Genomic DNA, 20,251 nt, shown 5'->3' with positions numbered 1-20,251 from the left:
AACAGATTTATCATGAAAAACTTAACACTCCAACGAGTGGCTGCGGTAGATGTATTCCGCGCACTCACCATGTTCCTTATGCTCTTCGTAAACGACATTCCCGGTTTGAAGAATGTTCCTCACTGGCTGATGCACGCCGCTGCCGATGAGGATATGCTGGGATTTTCCGATACCATCTTCCCGGCCTTTCTGTTCTGCATGGGCATGTCAGTATCCTTTGCCATACAGAACCGTTATAAAAAGGGTGATACAACCACACAGGTCATTGCACATATATTCTGGCGTACGGTGGCGCTCATTGCCATGGGGCTGTTCTCGCTTAACAGCGGCGGCATTGAAGGCGGTCTTTCCCATTCCTGGTTTACTATCCTTATGGTAATCGGTTTCTTCCTGACATGGGGAGTATATCCAAAGGCCGAAGGTACAAAAAAAGCCCTTTTCACCGTAATGAAAGTGGCAGGCGTGGTATTGCTTGCAACGCTGGTTATTTATAAAGACCTCAACGGGAAACCGTTCCATACAAGTTGGTGGGGAATCCTCGGTCTTATAGGCTGGACATATGCCGTATGTGCCGGTATCTATCTGTTCACCCGCGAAAGCCTGCGTAAAAACGCGGTTGCATGGTTTGCAGTGATAACGCTCGCTGTAATCAGCCATTCCGGCCTTATCCCGGAAGAGTACGGAAGCCGTATCCTGTTGCTGCCTTTCATTCCCAGTGACTGGACGCTGCACGCATTCGGAATGTCGGGCCTGCTGACCTCCTTGCTCATGCAACGCTACGCCAATCGCGAACACCCGGGCAAATTCATCGGTATGCTCTGCATCCTTGGTGCCGGCATGTTGATTCTTGCACTGGTTTCGCATCCATACTGGATTATCTCCAAGATACAGGCTACCCCGTCCTGGCTGTTTTATTGTCTTGCCGCCTTCTTCCCGTTATTCGGCTTTTTCTATTGGCTGACCGATGTAAAGGGCAAAACCAACCGGTTCGATATAATCAAACCCGCAGGAACGGCAACGCTCACTTGTTACATTCTTCCCTATATATGGTACTCCGTCCAGCAATTAGCCGGCTGGGCTTATCCGGAAGCATTGGGAAGCAGTGTACCGGGACTGCTCAAATCGCTTGTCTTCTCCATCATCATCGTACAGTTGACAGGACTGCTGGTGAAAGGCAAAATAAAACTGAAAGTTTAAAATACTTCATGACTATGTTGAAAATTCAAACTCCCAACGGCGAAGACAGAGTTCTGCTCCATTCCTGCTGTGCTCCCTGTTCCTCCGCCATCATTGAATGCCTGCTGGCAAACGGCATCCGCCCGACAGTGTTTTATTGTAATCCCAACATCTATCCGCAAGAGGAATATGAGATAAGAAAGCAGGAAGCCGTTCGTTTCGTAACGTCCCAAAACCTCGATTTCATCGATGCGGATTACGATTATACCCACTGGCGGAACACAATGCTGGGACTGGAAAACGAACCGGAACGAGGCAGCCGTTGCCTGAAATGCTTTACATTACGCCTGACGGAAACGGCACGCTATGCTTCCGAACACGGCTTCTCTGTCTTTACCACTACCCTCGCATCTTCGCGTTGGAAAAGCCTCGACCAGATAAACGAAGCGGGAAAACGGGCAGCCGCCCTTTATCCCGGTACAATCTTTTGGGAACAGAACTGGCGGAAAGGCGGATTGCAAGACCGCCGCAACCAGCTCCTCAAAGAGTATGACTTCTATAACCAACTGTACTGCGGCTGTGAATTCAGCAGAAAGCGGTTGGAACAGCCTGAAGAGAATAAGCGGGAATAAGGTATTTTTAGTAAAGGGAGATTCCAAAAACAAGCAGCCGGACCACACATCCTAATTCGTCAGACAGTTGTTACCCTTTCGTTCAACAACTGTCTGACGAAAAGATAACAGATGTCTGACGAAAGGGCAACATCCGTCTAACGAATTAAATTCAATAAGAGTCCGGCATAACAATCCCTGCTTCAACACCTGAGTTCAGCAACGGAAAAGGCTGTCAATCGTAAACAAGTGTCGATAAATAATCCTCCGCAAACATCTCGTTTGCCACTTCCAACAGAATTTCGGGAGTCAGTTGTCCGATACGCCGGAACACGGCTTCGGCCGTTTCATATTTATTGTAATGCAGGAAGGTCTTTGCCATGCCGAGGGCATTGTTCTCGTTATTGTCCGAAGCCACGCCTATCTGCCCGATAAGCTGTTTTTTGGCGGCGGCAAGCTGGGAAGAAGTCATCCGGATATCGCGCAGGCGTTTCAGTTCTTTATACACAAGGCGGGTACAAAGCTCCGCATCCTCCGGATCGCAACCGAAATAAATACAGAAAGTTCCGGTATCGGTATAAGAAGTCAGGTTGGACTCTACATTATAGACCAGTCCGCGCCGTTCGCGCAAGGCCACACTCAGCCGGCTGTTCATGCCCGGACCTCCGAGAATGTTATTCAGCAGATAGAGCGCCGTACGCTTGTCTTCATACGCATTGTACCCCCTACTGCCAATCATGATGTGCGCCTGATGGGTATCTTTGTGTAAAACCAGATTTTTCGGAACATATAAAGGCGGGGGCGTACGACGGTTATCGACAGCCTCAGCCGGAATATCAGCCAATAGTTTTTCCGCCCAACGCACCACTTGTCTGAAATCCATATTGCCTAAAACAAAGAACACCATATTGCCCGGACGGTAAAAGCGGGAAGTAAAGGCCGCCGCATCTTCGCTGCGGAACTTCTTCAACTGTTCCGGATTGCCGAGGATATTACGTCCCAGAGGATGCCCGCGAAAGATTAAATCCTCAAAATCATCAAAAATCAGTTCGGACGGGTTGTCTTCGTACGACTGGATTTCGTCTATAATGACCTCTGTCTCCTTTTCAATCTCCCGCTGAGGGAAAGTGGAATGGAATACAATATCCGTCAGCAACTCAAAAGCACGCCCGAAATGTTCGGTAAGAAATGCGGAATAAATTACGGTTTCTTCCTTATTGGTGTAAGCGTTCAAATCGCCGCCCACATTCTCCATGCGGTTCAGAATATGCCACGCCCTGCGCTTCCTGGTGCCTTTAAAAATAAGATGCTCCACAAAATGCGCCATCCCCTGCTCGTTTTCGAGTTCATCGCGTGTTCCGGCATCCACCGCAAAACCACAATAAGCCACCTTCGACAAGGAGGGTTCATGGATGATGCGCAAGCCGTTCGGCAATGTGTGCTGATTATGGCGAGGCTGTATTTCTTCTGTTAAATTCTTCATTCTTACGCTACAAACAGTTTACCGGCACAAAAATACAATAAAACTTATTGCCGTTTATGGAAAATTACGGATATTTGTAGACTTATAATCCATAAATCAAAATTGAGACAATGATAGCATCCATTCAAGAGCTTTTGCAGAAAGAAGCGCAGGCCGTATTGAATATTCCTGTAACGGACGCATACGAAAAGGCGGTAGAACTTATCGTAGAACAGGTACACCGTAAAAAAGGCAAACTGGTAACTTCCGGCATGGGTAAAGCAGGGCAAATAGCCATGAATATTGCTACAACCTTTTGCTCGACCGGCATTCCTTCCGTATTTCTGCATCCCAGCGAAGCACAGCATGGAGACCTGGGTATCCTGCAGGAGAATGACCTGCTGCTGCTCATCTCCAATTCGGGCAAAACACGGGAAATCGTCGAACTGACACAGCTGGCGCATAACCTGAATCCGAAACTGAAATTTATCGTCATTACAGGAAATCCGGACAGTCCGCTGGCACAGGAATCGGATGTATGTCTCAGCACAGGAAGTCCCAAGGAAGTCTGCATACTGGGCATGACCCCTACCACTTCCACAACGGTAATGACCGTTATAGGAGATATTCTGGTAGTACAGACCATGCAGAAAACCGGATTTACCATTGAAGACTACTCCAAACGTCACCACGGAGGTTACCTCGGAGAAAAATCAAGAGCGTTATGCGTAAAGTAATCGGCATCGGGGAAACGATATTAGACATTATTTTCCGTAACGAGCAACCTTCGGCTGCCGTTCCGGGCGGTTCCGTATTCAATGGAATCGTTTCATTGAGCCGCACCGGCGTTCCAGTCTGTTTCATCAGTGAAACCGGCAACGACCATGTAGGCAATATCATCCTCAGGTTCATGCGTGACAATCATATCTCTACGGACTACGTCAACGTATTTCCTGACGGGAAATCGCCCGTTTCGCTTGCCTTTCTGGATGACAACAGCGATGCCGAATATATCTTCTACAAGGATTATCCCAAACAGCGGCTGGATGTCATATACCCCAAACTGGAAGAGGACGACATTGTTGTCATCGGCTCTTACTACGCATTGAATCCGGTGCTGCGCGAGAAAGTGTTGGAATTGCTCGACCAGGCACGCGAAAAGAAAGCCATCGTGTACTACGACCCCAATTTTCGTTCATCCCATAAGGAAGAGGCCATAAAATTGGCGCCGACCATTATTGAAAATCTGGAATACGCAGACATTGTACGCGGTTCGCAGGACGATTTCTTCTATATGTACAACCTGCGCGAAGCAGACAAGATATACAAGGACAAGATTAAATTCTACTGTCCCAATTTCCTATGCACGGCAGGAGCGGAAAAGATTGCGCTCCGCACCGCTTCCGTCTCCAAAGAATATGACATACCGCCACTGAAAGCCGTAAGTACCGTCGGAGCGGGCGACAACTTCAATGCAGGCATCATTTACGGCTTGCTGAAATACGATGTCCGCTATGACGACCTGAATACAATCGGTGAAGCCAAGTGGGACCAGATTATCCGTTACGGCATGGAATTTGCCGCAGAAGTCTGCAAAAGCTACAGCAATTCGGTGTCAAACGAGTTTGCGGAGAGATGCAAATATTGAGGCTCCTCTCCAATCAGCACTTAAAAATAAATTATCATTTAAAAATTATAAAAGCTTCATATACGCTGTATAATCTGCAACGAAAAACCATATATTTGCTGTAAACGACATTAGAGAGTTTACGAATTATGTATAAGAATCTGTTGAACTTGCTTGTTCTGGCAGTGTTGCTTCCTTCTTGCAGCGGCACAGCTCCACACATATCCGTTGTATGCGAAGAAAATAATGTAGGGAACTGTATCGTCAAATGGGAAATGGCTCCGCTTATCAAAGGGAACATAAAAGTATATGCTTCGACCGATCCTGACTTCATTCCGGAAGATGTTCCCGTGGCCATGGCCGATATCTCGGACTTGAAAATGACCATCGTCACGAACGATCCGACCAAACGTTATTATTACACCCTTTTGTTCGACGACAAATATCGTGTTAAGATTGCCACGCGCAACATCAACATTCCCGGTGTACAGAACTTCCGTGATTTGGGCGGCTATCCTTCTTATTCCACCAAGAAACAGATGCGCTGGGGAATGATTTACCGCTCGGCAGAGATAGACAGCCTTGAATGTTCCTCACGCAGGGAGCTCAAGAACCTCGGCATCAAGACACTTATCGACTTGCGGGCTTCTTCGGAGATAGGCAGGCAGTCGCCGCTGCAAAAAGGGTTCAACGTCGTGCATATTCCGCTTGCCACAGGAGATATGGAAGGCATACTGAAAGGCATACGGGAAGAAAAAATCAAAAGTGACACCGTCTACCGCATGGTAGAGCGTATGAACCGCGTTTTAATAGACCAATATACCAAAGAATACCGGCAGATATTCGATATCCTGTTGGATAAAAACAGTTATCCGGTAGTCATACATTGTTCCTCCGGCAAAGGACGTACCGGTATCGTGTCCGCACTGGTGCTTGCCGCACTGGGAATAAACGAGGACATAATCATGGAAGATTACCGGCTGAGCAATGATTACTTCAACATTCCAAGCGCCTCCAAATACGCTTATCAGTTGCCTGCACGCTCGCAGGAAGCCATCACTACCCTTTTCTCCGCACGCGAGGATTTCCTGAACGCTGCCAAAGACGAAGCGGAACGCCGATACGGTGACATGGATACTTACCTGCGGAAAGGTATCGGACTAAGCAAGAACGAAATAAAAAGGTTACGGAGTATTTTGCTCAGTAATTAATGATTAATCGCCAAAAAACTCTTATCTTTGCGCCAAATGCGAAGATAAACCGCACCTCGGCATAAAAAACAGACAAGTTTATTTTATTATGCTCCCGGCTTGCATTATCTTTGCACCTGAAATATAAAGATATACAAAGATTTAATGAAGACATTTGAAGAGCTCGGTGTGTCGCCGGAGATACGCCGCGCCATTGAAGAAATGGGATATGCGTGTCCCATGCCGGTACAAGAGGAAGTAATCCCTTACCTTTTGGGAGAAAATAATGATGTAGTAGCACTGGCACAAACAGGAACAGGAAAGACCGCAGCGTTCGGTCTGCCGCTTATACAGCAAATCAACGTTAACAACCGAATACCCCAATCACTTATTCTTTGCCCTACCCGCGAACTCTGTTTACAGATAGCGGGCGACCTGAATGATTACTCCAAGTACATCGCCGGTCTGCGGGTATTGCCCGTGTACGGCGGTTCGTCCATCGAAAGCCAGATACGTGCCCTGAAGCGGGGGGTACACATCATCGTAGCTACCCCCGGACGTCTGCTAGACCTTATGGAACGCAAGACCGTCTCACTCTCCACCATCCAGAACGTGGTTATGGACGAGGCGGACGAAATGCTGAACATGGGGTTTACGGACAGCATTAATGCCATTCTCGCAGATGTGCCCCAAGAGCGTAACACACTGCTGTTCTCCGCGACCATGAGTCCCGAAATCGCACGTATTTCCAAAAAATACCTGCACAATGCAAAGGAAATCACCATCGGACGCAGAAATGAAGGAACCAGCAACGTGAAACACGTGGTGTTCACCGTTCATGCCAAGGATAAGTACGCCGCCCTGAAACGCATCGTAGATTACTATCCGCAGATATACGGCATCATCTTCTGCCGTACCCGCAAGGAAACTCAGGAAATTGCCGACAAACTGATGCAGGAAGGTTACAATGCCGACTCTTTGCACGGTGAACTAAGCCAGGCGCAGCGCGATGCCGTCATGCAGAAATTCCGCATACGCAACCTGCAACTGCTGGTGGCTACCGACGTTGCCGCACGCGGTCTGGACGTCGACGACCTCACCCACGTCATCAACTACGGCCTGCCCGATGATACGGAAAGCTACACACACCGCAGCGGACGTACGGGACGTGCCGGAAAAACAGGCACATCCATCGCCATCATCAACCTGCGCGAAAAAGGTAAAATGCGTGAAATCGAACGCATCATCGGCAAAAAATTCATTCAGGGAGAAATGCCTACCGGCAAGCAAATCTGCGAGAAGCAGTTGCTGAAGGTTATTGACGAACTCGAAAAAGTAAAAGTAAATGAGGATGAAATCCGTGATTTCATGCCCGACATTTACCGCAAGCTGGACTGGTTGAGTAAGGAAGACCTGATTAAACGCATGGTTTCCCTCGAATTCAACCGCTTCCTGGACTACTATCGCGACCGTGAGGAAATAGAAATTGCCACCGGCAGCGAACGCAGCGCCAAAAGCGGCGAACGCGGCAGCAATGCCCGTAAGGCAACTCCGGGCTTTAAACGTCTGTTTATCAATCTCGGTAAAATGGACAACTTCTTCCCCAACGAACTGATCAGCCTCCTGAACAACAATACCCGCGGGCGTGTTGAATTAGGCCGTATCGACCTGATGCAGAAGTTCTCTTTCTTTGAAGTGGAAGACAAAGAAGCGGGCAACGTTATAAAAGCCTTAAACCGGGCCAACTGGAACGGCCGTAAGGTTTCTGTAGAGATTGCGGGAGAAGAAGGGAAAGACGCTCCCAAAGGAAAACGCAGGAACGAAGGCGGCAACTACGGCAAAAAGGAATTTGACGGCAAAAAACGCAGCTACAAGGATGAGCGTCGCAGCGAGGTTGCCGGCAAACGCAGCGATAAGACCGAATATGCCGCTACCGACAAGAAAAAGAACAAGCCCAGTCGCGAAGAACGCGGTTATACCAAGGCACGCGGCAAAAAAGACGATTGGAAACAGTTCTTTCAAGGCAATAACGAATTTAAAGATTCAGAACCGGACTTCAGCGAAGAAGGCTGGGCAAAACGGACACCTAAAAAGAAATAAGCAAACGACGTGAACAAAGTCAACGGTTTTTTATATGGACTATTGTCTTCTGCCAGCTTCGGATTGATTCCGCTATTTACAATCCCGGCCATGCAGCAAGGAATGGGTTTCTGGTCTATTCTATTATATCGTTTTCTTTTCGCCATGCTGGCACTGGCAGGCATACTGCTGCTCGACAAGCAGTCTTTCCGCATACGCCGTAAGGAGATATTGCCGCTTCTGCTGCTGGCATGCCTTTACGACAGTTCCGCAGTATTCCTCTTTTGGGGGTATCAGTTCATGTCGAGCGGTGTGGCCACCACCCTTCATTTCATGTATCCGGTGCTGACTACGCTTATCATGATGATATTCTTCCACGAGAAGAAATCTTTGTGGCGCATGGCGGCCATTGCACTAGCAGTAGCCGGCGTATTTTTCCTGTCCAACGGAGACGGTACGGGAAGCGTCACCTGGTCCGGCATATTCATTGTTTTGCTTTCTGCATTGGGATATGCCCTTTACCTGGTAACGGTAAGCCAACTGAAAAATCTCGAAATGAAAGGGCTTAAAATGACGTTTTACGTCTTTTTGTTCGGCGGTATCCTGTTATTCACCGGAACGGAAATCTCCGGGATAGGGTTACAGGCCATTCCGGACCGCACCACATTGGGCAATCTGGTGATGCTTGCGTTAGTACCTACCGTAATATCCAACCTTGCACTGGTACGCGCCATCAAAAACATAGGCTCCACATTGACATCCGTACTGGGAGCTATGGAACCTGTAACGGCGGTATGCGTAGGCATTGCCATCTTCGGAGAGCCGTTTACCCGAAGCATAGCACTGGGCATCCTGCTCATCATTTCAGCCGTAACCGTCATTATTCTAAAAAGATGATGGAGTGACAAGGTGATAAATAACAGTGTAACAAAGCAATAGGGTGACAAAGCAATGCATCATCACTTTATCACCCTATTATCTTATTGCTTTTTATCTCCTATTTCGTACAGCTCTTGGTACTGAAAGCAACGAGCATCCAAACCATTTTTTCCTGCTCTTTCAGGTAACCGGTCATTAAATCGGCCGTTGCATCATCACCGGCTTTATTGGCCAGTTCTATCACTTTTCTTTCTTCACCGATAAGATAACTGTAAGTTTCGAGGATATGCTCAACAGCCTCACCGCCACAAGTAATACCGGAGATTTCCTTCACTTTGGCAACCTTGAGATATTCGCTGAATTTGTTTTCGGGCGTACCGCCCAACATCAGGATACGTTCTGCGATTTCATCCACTTTCTCTGCGGCATCGTTGTACATATCTTCAAATTTGCCGTGCAGCACGAAGAACCCGTGTCCTTTAATATCCCAATGGAAACCGCGCAAATTGGTATAATGTACCTGAAAGTCTGCCAATAGCTGATGCAATGCCGATACTACGTCAGCAACTTTCTTTTCATTCAAATGTAAGTAATCTAAAGTTTTCATAATCTTTCTATTTTAAAAGTTCATACTATTTTTCTTTGTTCTTGTTGCAAAGATAAGCGGCAAATAAGTGCTTGTCAAACAGATAATTTCTATCTTTGCATAGAACGATTCTATATATAACATTCAAAAGCCCTGTTTCTATGACTTTACAACAATTGGAATACATACTTGCTGTCAATCAGTTCCGCCATTTCGCCAAAGCCGCTGAATATTGCCGGGTCACACAACCCACCTTGAGCGCCATGATTCAAAAGTTGGAAGAAGAGTTGGACACAAAGATTTTCGACCGCAGCCAGCAGCCTGTGTGCCCTACTCCCATCGGCATTCACATCATAGAACAAGCCCGGAATGTGTTGGTTCAGACCCATCGTATAAAAAACATTATAGAAGAAGAAAAGCATTCGCTCAGCGGAATTTTCAAACTGGGCATACTTCCCACCATAGCTCCCTATCTGCTGCCGCGTTTCTTTCCGCAATTGATGAAGAAATATCCGCAGCTTGATATCCGGGTGGTAGAGATGAAGACGAACGACATCAAGAAAGCCCTGCAAACGGGAGACATAGATGCCGGAATCGTAGCCGGTCTGGCAGGAATGGAAGAATTCCGGCAAATACCGTTATTCTACGAACAGTTCTACACGTATATTGCGCGGGAAAACCGTCTTTTCAGCAATGAAGTCATACGGACTTCGGACTTGACGGGAGAACAGCTTTGGCTGCTGGATGAAGGGCATTGTTTTCGCGACCAGCTGGAGCGTTTCTGCCAACTGAAAGCAGCCCGTGCCAGCCAGTTGGCCTACCATTTGGGCAGCATGGAAACCTTTATGCGCATGGTAGAAAGCGGCAAGGGTATCACTTTCATTCCCGAACTGGCTATCCTGCAACTGAACGGCACGCAGAAAGAACTGGTACATCCTTTTGCCATCCCCTGTCCTACCCGGCAAATTATCATGCTGACCAACCGGAGTTTTATCCGCAACACGCTTTTAAATACAATCGTCCAAGAGGTAACAGCGGCAGTGCCCAAAGAAATGCTCTCCCTGAAAGCCACTCAGGTACTCGTATAGATTTTGTCTATCGGCCCATAAAACCTTTCAATCGGATTTTTTGTTCTACCGAAGAAAAATGCTATATTTTTGCAAACAGGAAAAGCAAAGATCGGCTGCACCTCGGCATAATCAGGCAAGCCTGCTTCTGCATTCGGTCTGCACAATCTTTGCACCGGTAAAACAAAAACCAAACCTTTTAAAAAGTATAATTATGGAACCGATTATCAACTCTCAACTCCCTGAATTCAAAGTTCAGGCCTTCCAAAACGGAAGTTTCAAAACAGTAACTAACGAAGATGTAAAAGGCAAATGGGCCATTTTCTTCTTCTATCCGGCAGATTTTACGTTTGTATGTCCTACCGAACTGGTGGATATTGCAGAAAAATACGACCAGTTCCAAGCCATGGGCGTAGAGGTCTATTCCGTAAGTACAGACTCTCACTTTGTACATAAAGCATGGCACGATGCTTCCGAAAGCATCCGCAAGATTAAATACCCGATGTTGGCAGACCCGACAGGAACATTGAGCCGTGCATTCGGTGTGATGATCGAAGAAGAAGGTATGGCTTATCGCGGTACATTCCTTGTAAATCCTGAAGGAAAAATCAAGATTGCCGAGATTCAGGACAACAACATCGGACGCAATGCGGACGAACTGCTCCGTAAGGTGGAAGCTGCGCAATTCGTAGCCACTCACGACGGTGAAGTCTGTCCCGCCAAATGGAAGAAAGGCGGTGCAACGTTGAAGCCGAGCATCGATTTAGTCGGCAAGATTTAATCGTACCCCCATACGATAGACATTACTATGTAAAGACTATCTCCATTTCTTCCTTGCAAGAGTAAAAGAAATGAGATAGTCTTTTTTTATACTCCAACATTTAAAAACCTGCATCATCATGTTAGAAGCAACTATATTAGACCAAGTGCGGAGCATATTCCAACCATTGGAAGCCCGCTATACCTTTCACATCACCTGCAATCCGGAACATGAACAGGCCGGTGAGATGATTGATTTTCTGAATGACATAGCGAGCTGTTCCGACAAACTGTCCTGCCAGGTGACCGAAACCGATGAGCCCAAACTGGAGTTTACGCTCCTGAAAGAAGGGAAAGAAACCGGAATAAAATTCCGTGCCATTCCGGGCGGACATGAATTCAGTTCGCTGCTTCTTGCCGTGCTAAACGCCGATGGAAAGGGCAAAAATCTCCCGGACGAGGGTATCGGCCGCCGCATCAAGGCATTGCAAGGCCCAATCCATCTGCAAACCTATGTGTCGCTGGCCTGTACCAACTGCCCGGACATTGTGCAGGCGCTCAATGCCGTAGCACTGCTGCATCCCCATATCACCCACGACACAATAGACGGAGCCGTCTTTCAGGAAGAAGCGGATGCGCTGAAAATACAAGCCGTACCGTCCGTTTACGCCAATGGGAAGCAACTTCATGTGGGACGCGGTTCGTTAGGGGAACTCCTGAAAAAACTGGAAGATACCTTCGGCAGCCTGCCGCAAGAGAATGCAGCACCCGTCTTAAGGGAGTTCGACGTGCTGGTCCTGGGCGGAGGTCCTGCCGGGGCTTCGGCAGCCGTTTATTCCGCCCGCAAAGGATTGCGCGTAGCCATTATTGCCGAACGAATAGGCGGACAGGTAAAAGAAACCGTAGGCATCGAGAACCTCATCTCCGTACCCCGGACAACAGGTTCACAGCTTGCCGACGCACTCAGGACGCACATAGAACATTACCCGATAGAGATTTTTGAAGACCGGAAGATTGAAAGAGCAGAGCTTCAGGGCAAAGAGAAAAAGGTTTTCTCCGGTGGCGGAGAAACGTTTACAGCCCCTGCGGTAATCATTGCCACAGGCGCAAGCTGGCGTAAACTGAACGTAGAGGGAGAAGCCGAATACCTCGGACGCGGTGTAGCCTTCTGCCCGCATTGTGACGGCCCCTTCTACCAAGGCAAGCATGTAGCCGTCATCGGCGGCGGGAACTCCGGCATAGAAGCGGCCATCGACCTGGCGGGAATCTGCAGGAAAGTTACCGTTTTCGAATTTGCCGATACGCTAAAAGCCGACCAGGTATTGCAGGAAAAAGCCGGAAGCCTTCCCAACGTGGAGATATTCACTTCTTCACAAACCACCCGAGTGACGGGCGACGGAGAGAAAGTAACCGGTATCCGCATCAAAGACCGCATCACCAACGAGGAGCGCGACTATCCTTTGGACGGTATCTTCGTACAAATCGGTCTGGCAGCCAACAGCGCACCTTTCCGGGACGCATTGGAAACGACACCGACCGGTGAAATCAAGACAGACGCATTCTGCCGCACCACGCTTCCGGGTGTTTATGCAGCCGGAGACGTGTCCGACGTACCCTACAAACAGATTGTCATAGCTATGGGTGAAGGGGCCAAAGCGGCATTGTCCGCTTTCGACGACCGCATCAGGGGAATCGCATAACCGGCTATTTTCCGGAAACGATTTTCAGCTCCCGTATCAAATCTCCGGCTTTGCCGTACTTCTCTATCATGAACAGGATGTAGCGCACATCGACCCCGATGCAGCGCTGCATCTTCGGTTCATAGAGTATATCGCTGCTCATCGCTTCCCAATTGCCGTCAAAAGCCAGTCCCAGAAGTTCGCCTCTGGCATTGAACATGGCGCTTCCCGAATTGCCGCCGGTTATATCGTTATTGGAGATAAAGCAAACGTTCATTTCTCCCTTTTCACCGGCATATCTGCCAAAGTCGCGGTTGGAGAACAAAGAAAGAAGTTCCGGCTGCACCTCAAAATCCACATCGCCTGCATGGGTCTTTACCTTTTCAAGAATACCTTTGGTCGTGGTATAATAATCGTATTCAGCACCGTCAAACGGGGTGTATCCGCATACCGTACCGAAGCTCAAGCGCATGGTGGAATTGGCGTCCGGATAGAAATTACGCGATGAATACATCCTGCGTACGGCAGCATTCAGCAAGCGCTCATTACGGGCGATATTCATGGCGGACTCTCTCGTCTGCATATTGATTTCAAACATCTTGCCAATCAGGTCTATACCCAGGTTTATGGCAGGGTCGTCATAGATGTTATAGGTAGTGTCCCGCTCCAGAAAACGTTTTAATCCGCGAGGGGTAGTCAGTTCCGAAGCGGCATACAAACTATCCGCATAAGCCTTGTCGTTACCGCCGTACCGGGTGGCAATCGTACCGTAAAACTCCGGTAAATAGGTAGAATCGACCTTGGAACGATATTCTTTCACCATGGCGGTAAAGACTTCCTTGTCGATTTCCAAATCCAGATTGGCGTACTTTTCTACAATTGCTTTCAGATTGGCCTCAACCGTTTTCCGTTCCCCTTCAAAATCAAAATTCAAAATGGACAATGCCAATTGTATCAGTTCGGGACCGTTCAGGAAAGATTCGGCAAAATAAGCCAGAGCACGGTTGGCTTCACGGGTATTTTTATAGTCCAGTTCCAAATCGGGAAACAACCGCAACAGCTTCTCACGTTCTCCGGGTGTCTGTTGTATCCAACGGCGAAGTTCCCGCTCCATGGCACGCTTCTTTTCCAAGACATGCAATTTCCGGATAGCCCGGTTCACCCCGATGCTGTTCTTCCAGTAATTGGAGCTTTCATCGTATTTGGAAGCATACTTTATGCGGATACTGTCCCGCCTGTCCATTTCGCGCTTCCAGATAGCCTGCTTGATGCCCCGGACATCTATTTGTGCCTGATTGCCGTTGTTCATCATCTCTTCGATGCCAAACGAAGAGAGATAACGCTCCGTGCTGCCCGGATAGCCCAATGTCATGCAGAAAGAACCCTCTTTATACCCGTCCAGAGAAATCGGCGCTACGTATTCGGGACAATAAGGGACGTTTTCCGGCGAATAATCCGCCGGGCGGTTGTTCTTACCGGCATAGATGCGAAATACGCAGAAATCGCCCGTATGACGCGGCCACACCCAATTGTCCGTATCCCAACCGAACTTGCCTACCGAGGAAGGCGGTGCAAATACCAGCCGGACATCGTTATAGTCGCGGTAAACAGACAGCCAAAACTCATTGCCGCCATAGTACGCATCTACAATTCCCACCAAAGTAGAGTCCTTACGCGCCACTTCCTCACTGATGGCAAACATCACCGAATCCACCGCACCGGAACGCTCCGGCTCGGTCATCTCCGGCTTTACCGCACCAAGCACCCGTTTCGTTACATTCTCCGTCCGCAGCAGAAAGCGGACATAAAGCTCCGGATTCGGCAGTTCCTCGCTGCGGTTACGTGCCACAAAGCCGTCTTTCAGATAGTCATGCTCCACGGAAGAATGCTGCTGGACGCTGCTGAAACCGCAATGGTGATTCGTAAATACCAGTCCGTCTTCCGACACGACCACCCCCGAACAGAAACCGCCGAAACTCACTACGGCATCTTTCAATGAGGGACGTCTGGCACTGTATAGCTTGTCTGCCGGCATTTGCAAACCGAGCTCTTTCATTGCCCGGCGCGTCTGTTTATTCAGATTACCCAGCATCCACATGCCCTCATCCGCCTGCACCACCCACGCAGAAAGGCAGCAAACAACCACTGCTACAAATCTCAAAACCATATCGTTCTCTACTAAACTTTATATAAGTTTGCCTGCCCGTTTTGTATTCCCACACCGACAGCCTGTGCGGCCGGACGCTTCTCTTTCACCACATCCGGACATCACTCCGCAATCAGCCTCAGCTTTTCGGAACCCGTACGCGCTCTCAGCCATTCGGTTATTTTCTCCCTTTCACGGGCATCCGGATGCTTGCCGAACTTCAGGACGGCAAGCGTAACGGTATCTATCCGTACCGAATCGACCGTCAGCTCAAGCGCGTGCGAAATGGAAACCGACTTGACGGAGGGATAAAGCACCTTCAGCTCAGGGATAATCTTTTTGCCCAATTCATCGTATTTACGGTACTGTTCCAAGTTCTTTTCCAAAGAAGAAATCTGCTGCTTCTGCTCCACCAGACGCTGTTCGCTGTTCTTGTAGAAATCTTCCATAACCATGGCGCGGATAGACGACATATCCAGCGACTCGTTATTCATTCCCTGGAGCACAACCAGCTTCGTATTGTCCAATTTATAATCTTTCATTTTACTGCGGGCAATGGCAATAGAGGCTTCCGGCACTTCCTGACCTATCAGGACCACCCGTATCTCATGGTGCTTGCCCTCATGGTGGATTTTCTTATCCAATACCTGCGTATTCTCAAAGGCAAGCTGCTCGTTTACAAAGCGGTTGGCCGCGCTTTCAAAGAAGGTATCCTGAATAATTCCCACTGTGAGATACACCGCCGGACACATCGTAAGGACAGCTATCAGCACGATATACTTCCGCACCTTCTTTTCACGGTTCTTATCCACAAACTCCTTGCGCTGGAAGTGCATTACCCGTACGCCGATAAAAGTAGCCAGACTGATGAATACGGAGTTAATGAAATAAAGGTAGAATGCACCGAGGAAATAAATCAGGTTTCCCGTTGCCAGTCCATAACCTGCCGTACACAGCGGCGGCATCAATGCCGTGGCAATGGCGACACCCGGAATCACATTGCCTTTCTCCTTCGTGGAGAGTGCCACTACTCCCGCAAGACCGCCCATCAGTGCGATGAATACGTCATAAATCGTCGGTGAGGTACGCGCCAGCAACTCCGACTGCCCCTCGGCAACCGGGCTTACCAGGAAGAAGACGGTAGCCGTGGTGACACTGAACAGCGTAGTTATCAGGAAACTTTTCAACGAGCGCTTCATCAGCTCGAAATCGTTCAGACCCACTGAAAGCCCCACTCCCATGATAGGTCCCATCAACGGCGAGATAAGCATCGCACCGATAATTACAGCGGTAGAATTGACATTCAGACCGAGTGAAGCCATAAAGATAGCAAATATCAGAATCCATAAATTGGCCCCTTTAAACTCGACACCCTTGCGGATGGAGTCTACAGTGGCAAGTTCATTGTCTTTATCTTTGCGCAAATCGAGATACTCTTTCAGGAAGTTCTTGACGGCAAATACATTCCGGTTGGGATTGACAGGCTGTTCCATAAAAATAATTCTATTTTCGGATAAAACGATTGATAACAGGTATTTGACTAAGCGGCAAATCACGCTTTATAATATAGGCTATAAACAGGCATAACAACAGCGTACGGAACGTCATACGCAGACAGATGTTTTCAATAGGTACACATTCCGCAGCCACATAAAGCACCGCAGCCAACAGCACATAGCACCCTATCGACTTTAAATCGTACTGAATCGGGTATTTCTTCTGACCGACAAAATAAGAGAGCAGCATCGCAACGCCGTAACCCGTAAATCCGGCCCATGCGCAAGCCATATACCCGAACTTCGGAATTAAAAAGATATTCATCACCACCAGAATCGTGCATCCTATCAGTGAGAAATAAGCTCCCCAACGCGTTTCGTCAATCAGCTTGTACCAGAAAGAGAGATTGAAATAAATTCCCATGAAGATTTCCGCAGCCATTACAATGGGCACAACACGCAACCCCGGCCAATAGTCGCGGCCGATGATGTAGCGGAGAATATCCAGATAGAACATCACTGCCAGAAAAGCCACCAGTGTAAAGATGATAAAGAACTTCATGGCCTGCGCATACACCTGCTTGTTGTCCTTATCGCGGCTCTTGCCGAATACAAAAGGCTCGTAGGCGTAGCGGAAAGCCTGTGTCAGCATCGCCATCACCATGGCAATCTTGCTGGCGGCTCCATAGATGCCGAGTTGTACGGTGGCTTCCGCCTGGTCGGGGTAGACAAAGGGAAAGATAATCTTGTCCGCCACCTGATTCAGGATGCCCGCAATGCCCAACACCAGCAACGGCAGGCTATAAGCAAGCATCCGCTTCAGCAGTTTCCTGTCCAGCACATAAGCGAAACCGCGCAATTCGGGTATCATGCACAGCATGATGGTAGAAGTGCACACAAGATTGAAGAGGAAGGCATACGCCACATCATCGCCCTTCATCCAGACATAATAAATCAGGTTCAAGGCTATGTTCAGGAAGATGAACAGCAGTTTGAGCGCTGCAAACTTGACGGGCCGTTTCTTATAGCGCAGATAAGCGAAAGGAATGCTTTGAATGGCATCCATCGCCACTACAATCATCATCATTCCCACGTACCAGGGATGCTCTCCGTATTCCAGCCAGTCGGCAACCGGTTGAAGAAACAGCAGTCCCAGCGTAAGGAATATCAGCGCACCGATGCCTACGCTGAGCAATGTTGTGGAATACACCCGCATCGGGTCGTCCTCTCCTTTATTGGCAAAGCGGAAAAAGCCCGTTTCCATGCCGCACGTCAGCAGCACCAGCAACAGTGCCACCCACGCATAGATATTAGTCACAACGCCATAGCCCCCCGACTGTGCAGACAAGGCCATGGTGTATACGGGCACTAACAGATAGTTGAGGAAACGCCCCACAATACTGCTCAACCCGTAAATGGCAGTTTCTTTTGCCAATGATTTCAATCCAGCCACGTTATTCAGTGTTTTATTATACTCTCTAACCGGTTGCTTATCAATAAGCGTCAATCATTAAATAACGTCTTCTGGCTATTGTAGAGGCTCCGCCCCAAATGTTTATAGGCCAGTTCAGTTACTTCACGACCGCGGGGAGTGCGTTTCAGGAAGCCTTCCTTTATCAGGAACGGTTCATAAACTTCTTCGATGGTTCCCGCATCTTCTCCCAAGGCCGTAGCGATGGTTGTAAGTCCCACCGGACCGCCCTTGAACTTATCGATAATCGTACAAAGTATCTTATTGTCTATCTCATCCAGTCCGTACTTGTCAATGTTAAGCGCCTCGAGTGCGAAATTGGCGATTTCCGTATCGATGCTGCCTGAACCTTTCACCTGTGCAAAGTCCCTCACGCGACGCAGCAAGGCATTGGCGATACGCGGCGTACCGCGGCTGCGGCTTGCGATTTCCGAAGCGGCTCTTGTGGAGCAGGGTACATCCAATATGCTTGCCGAACGGCGGATAATACCGCTCAGCACATCATCGTCATAATACTCCAGATGGAGATTGATGCCGAAACGGGCACGTAGCGGAGCCGTCAGCAAACCGCTGCGGGTGGTGGCCCCCACCAGCGTAAACGGATTCAAATCAATCTGTATGCTTCGTGCCGACGGACCTTTGTCTATCATGATGTCGATGCGGTAGTCTTCCATTGCCGAATACAGATACTCTTCCACTACGGGACTCAGCCGATGTATCTCGTCGATGAAAAGCACATCGTTCGGCTCCAGGCTGGTGAGTACGCCTGCCAGGTCGCCCGGCTTGTCGAGCACCGGACCGGAAGTAATCTTGAAACCTACTCCCAATTCATTGGCTATAATGTTGGAAAGTGTGGTCTTTCCCAATCCGGGAGGACCGTGAAGCAACACATGGTCCAGGGCCTCGCCCCTGAGACGGGCAGCCTTCACGAAAATGCGCAAATTATCAACCACCTTATCCTGTCCGCTGAAATCCTCGAAGTTCAAAGGGCGGAGAGCGTTCTCGAAGTCACGCTCCTTGCTGGTGAGCTGATGCTCGCGTATGTTAAAATCTTCTTGTTCCATTAAAATTCAATCTATACAACGACAAAGATAGTGCAAACCGAGAGCAGAATAAAATGAATCCATTCTTTTTTATATCGAAATGCCGCTTATCTCCGCTTCCGGACAAAGATAAAGAAATCTTTCAACGTTTCATAAACTCCTTCCTTTCTTCTTCCGGGAATTTCTCTATGGCATAGCGCAGCATTGTCCGCGGCATCACCTTGCTGTGTTTCTCAAGAAACTGCACCAGCAAATCCTTATCCCTCTTTCCCATCTCACGCAGCATCCAGCCCACCGCTTTCCGCATCAAATCGTGCGGATGGTGCAGCAACCGTTCCGAAAGCGCCAGAATATCGGTGAAATCACCGTTTTTGATAAGCGTATAAGTAGAAACCACCGCAATGCGTTGCTCCCAGAGCAACGCACCGTCTGCCAGGCGATAAAGGTCGTCGCGGGATTTGTCTTTCAGATATTCCCCCACGATACCCGGAGCAGACAAGTCTACCAAATCCCAGTTGTTGATACGTGCCGTCTGCGAAAGGTAGAAGTCATAAATAAGCTTCCTTTCCTTTTCACCGCTTTTCTTAAAACGCTCCACCAGCATCAGCAAAGCGCAAAGCCGGCACTCGTGCCACTGGCTTTGCAGCAGTTCCGCCATTACAGCAAACGGAGCATCCTTGTGTTGCTTCGCCACCGTGCGGGTATTCGGAACCACTACACCCAGAAATTTATCGCCCTCGCCGTATTCTCCCTTTCCCGTCTTGAAGAAACGGGGAAGATATTCCCTTTTTACCGGATCGGCATACGTCTCCAATTCCCTTTGGATATCTGCGGCAATATCCGCTATTTCTTCCGTTGAAATCGGATTATTCTGCAGCGTACCTGCCAATGGGATTTTCCTTTTTCTCATCACTCACCGTTTGATTTACATGTACTTGAATTATCTTGCCAGCAGACAAAAATACGACAAATCTATAGAA

Annotated in this window: 17 protein-coding genes; 10 read left to right on the top strand and 7 right to left on the bottom strand. The window is 48.6% G+C overall.

What is annotated here, in order from left to right:
- The first annotated feature begins 12 nt into the window (after nucleotides 1-12).
- Both AB5903_RS02570 and AB5903_RS02565 read left to right on the top strand, forming a co-directional pair.
- Nucleotides 13-1,197, top strand: a complete 1,185-nt coding sequence (locus tag AB5903_RS02570; RefSeq protein WP_195657815.1) for a DUF5009 domain-containing protein — start codon at nucleotides 13-15, stop codon at nucleotides 1,195-1,197.
- 14 nt (nucleotides 1,198-1,211) lie between these two features.
- Nucleotides 1,212-1,808: an epoxyqueuosine reductase QueH gene (locus tag AB5903_RS02565; RefSeq protein ID WP_060385495.1), complete on the top strand. Its 597-nt coding sequence runs from the start codon at nucleotides 1,212-1,214 to the stop codon at nucleotides 1,806-1,808.
- Between the two features lie 214 nt (nucleotides 1,809-2,022).
- Here the strand turns inward: AB5903_RS02565 and AB5903_RS02560 are convergent, their stop codons facing one another.
- Complete coding sequence (locus AB5903_RS02560; protein ID WP_195657814.1) at nucleotides 2,023-3,270, bottom strand: pitrilysin family protein; 1,248 nt, start codon at nucleotides 3,268-3,270, stop codon at nucleotides 2,023-2,025.
- A gap of 110 nt (nucleotides 3,271-3,380) precedes the next feature.
- Here AB5903_RS02560 and AB5903_RS02555 point away from each other — a divergent pair, with 110 nt between their 5' ends.
- From AB5903_RS02555 to AB5903_RS02535, 5 genes are all read left to right on the top strand, one after another.
- Nucleotides 3,381-3,986, top strand: coding sequence for an SIS domain-containing protein (locus AB5903_RS02555; protein WP_016661013.1), 606 nt, complete (start codon nucleotides 3,381-3,383; stop codon nucleotides 3,984-3,986).
- On the top strand, nucleotides 3,974-4,897 hold the full coding sequence (locus AB5903_RS02550; protein ID WP_117858617.1) for a carbohydrate kinase: 924 nt from the start codon (nucleotides 3,974-3,976) through the stop codon (nucleotides 4,895-4,897). Before AB5903_RS02555 ends, AB5903_RS02550 begins: the two co-directional genes overlap by 13 nt.
- Before the next feature lie 128 nt (nucleotides 4,898-5,025).
- Nucleotides 5,026-6,087, top strand: coding sequence for a tyrosine-protein phosphatase (locus tag AB5903_RS02545; RefSeq protein WP_060385493.1), 1,062 nt, complete (start codon nucleotides 5,026-5,028; stop codon nucleotides 6,085-6,087).
- A gap of 144 nt (nucleotides 6,088-6,231) precedes the next feature.
- Nucleotides 6,232-8,166, top strand: a complete 1,935-nt coding sequence (locus AB5903_RS02540) for a DEAD/DEAH box helicase (protein ID WP_195657813.1) — start codon at nucleotides 6,232-6,234, stop codon at nucleotides 8,164-8,166.
- 9 nt (nucleotides 8,167-8,175) lie between these two features.
- Nucleotides 8,176-9,042, top strand: coding sequence for a DMT family transporter (locus AB5903_RS02535; protein WP_016661009.1), 867 nt, complete (start codon nucleotides 8,176-8,178; stop codon nucleotides 9,040-9,042).
- A 100-nt stretch (nucleotides 9,043-9,142) separates the two neighbouring features.
- Here AB5903_RS02535 and AB5903_RS02530 read toward each other — a convergent pair whose 3' ends face one another.
- Nucleotides 9,143-9,631: a Dps family protein gene (locus AB5903_RS02530; protein WP_195657812.1), complete on the bottom strand. Its 489-nt coding sequence runs from the start codon at nucleotides 9,629-9,631 to the stop codon at nucleotides 9,143-9,145.
- Nucleotides 9,632-9,771: 140 nt separating this feature from the next.
- Here AB5903_RS02530 and AB5903_RS02525 point away from each other — a divergent pair, with 140 nt between their 5' ends.
- The 3 genes from AB5903_RS02525 (at nucleotide 9,772) to ahpF (ending at nucleotide 13,136) form a co-directional block, all read left to right on the top strand.
- Nucleotides 9,772-10,698 (top strand): hydrogen peroxide-inducible genes activator, encoded by a 927-nt coding sequence (locus AB5903_RS02525; protein ID WP_195657811.1) that lies wholly within the window; start codon nucleotides 9,772-9,774, stop codon nucleotides 10,696-10,698.
- A gap of 193 nt (nucleotides 10,699-10,891) precedes the next feature.
- Nucleotides 10,892-11,458, top strand: a complete 567-nt coding sequence (gene ahpC / locus AB5903_RS02520; protein ID WP_022103286.1) for an alkyl hydroperoxide reductase subunit C — start codon at nucleotides 10,892-10,894, stop codon at nucleotides 11,456-11,458.
- 118 nt (nucleotides 11,459-11,576) lie between these two features.
- The gene (gene ahpF / locus AB5903_RS02515; RefSeq protein ID WP_117986109.1) at nucleotides 11,577-13,136 is read left to right on the top strand and encodes an alkyl hydroperoxide reductase subunit F; all 1,560 of its coding nucleotides are present in this window, start codon (nucleotides 11,577-11,579) and stop codon (nucleotides 13,134-13,136) included.
- A 4-nt stretch (nucleotides 13,137-13,140) separates the two neighbouring features.
- On the opposite strand, the gene AB5903_RS02510 is transcribed toward ahpF, so the two are convergent.
- The 5 genes from AB5903_RS02510 to AB5903_RS02490 all read right to left on the bottom strand — a co-directional run bounded on the left by AB5903_RS02510 (nucleotide 13,141) and on the right by AB5903_RS02490 (nucleotide 20,181).
- Complete coding sequence (locus AB5903_RS02510) at nucleotides 13,141-15,282, bottom strand: S46 family peptidase (RefSeq protein WP_272709804.1); 2,142 nt, start codon at nucleotides 15,280-15,282, stop codon at nucleotides 13,141-13,143.
- A 101-nt stretch (nucleotides 15,283-15,383) separates the two neighbouring features.
- The gene (locus tag AB5903_RS02505) at nucleotides 15,384-16,754 is read right to left on the bottom strand and encodes a TIGR00341 family protein (protein WP_005655854.1); all 1,371 of its coding nucleotides are present in this window, start codon (nucleotides 16,752-16,754) and stop codon (nucleotides 15,384-15,386) included.
- A gap of 10 nt (nucleotides 16,755-16,764) precedes the next feature.
- Complete coding sequence (locus AB5903_RS02500; RefSeq protein WP_272709805.1) at nucleotides 16,765-18,210, bottom strand: lipopolysaccharide biosynthesis protein; 1,446 nt, start codon at nucleotides 18,208-18,210, stop codon at nucleotides 16,765-16,767.
- Between the two features lie 50 nt (nucleotides 18,211-18,260).
- Nucleotides 18,261-19,292: a Holliday junction branch migration DNA helicase RuvB gene (gene ruvB / locus AB5903_RS02495; protein WP_005655850.1), complete on the bottom strand. Its 1,032-nt coding sequence runs from the start codon at nucleotides 19,290-19,292 to the stop codon at nucleotides 18,261-18,263.
- 121 nt (nucleotides 19,293-19,413) lie between these two features.
- A complete protein-coding gene (locus AB5903_RS02490) occupies nucleotides 19,414-20,181 on the bottom strand; it encodes a DNA alkylation repair protein (protein ID WP_005655848.1) in 768 nt (255 codons plus the stop codon).
- Between the last annotated feature and the right edge of the window lie 70 nt (nucleotides 20,182-20,251).

This window comes from Bacteroides sp. 2201st1_D9_2201SCRN_220225 (assembly GCF_040928965.1).
GTDB lineage: Bacteria > Bacteroidota > Bacteroidia > Bacteroidales > Bacteroidaceae > Bacteroides > Bacteroides stercoris.
This window is presented reverse-complemented; position numbering and strand designations above follow the sequence as displayed.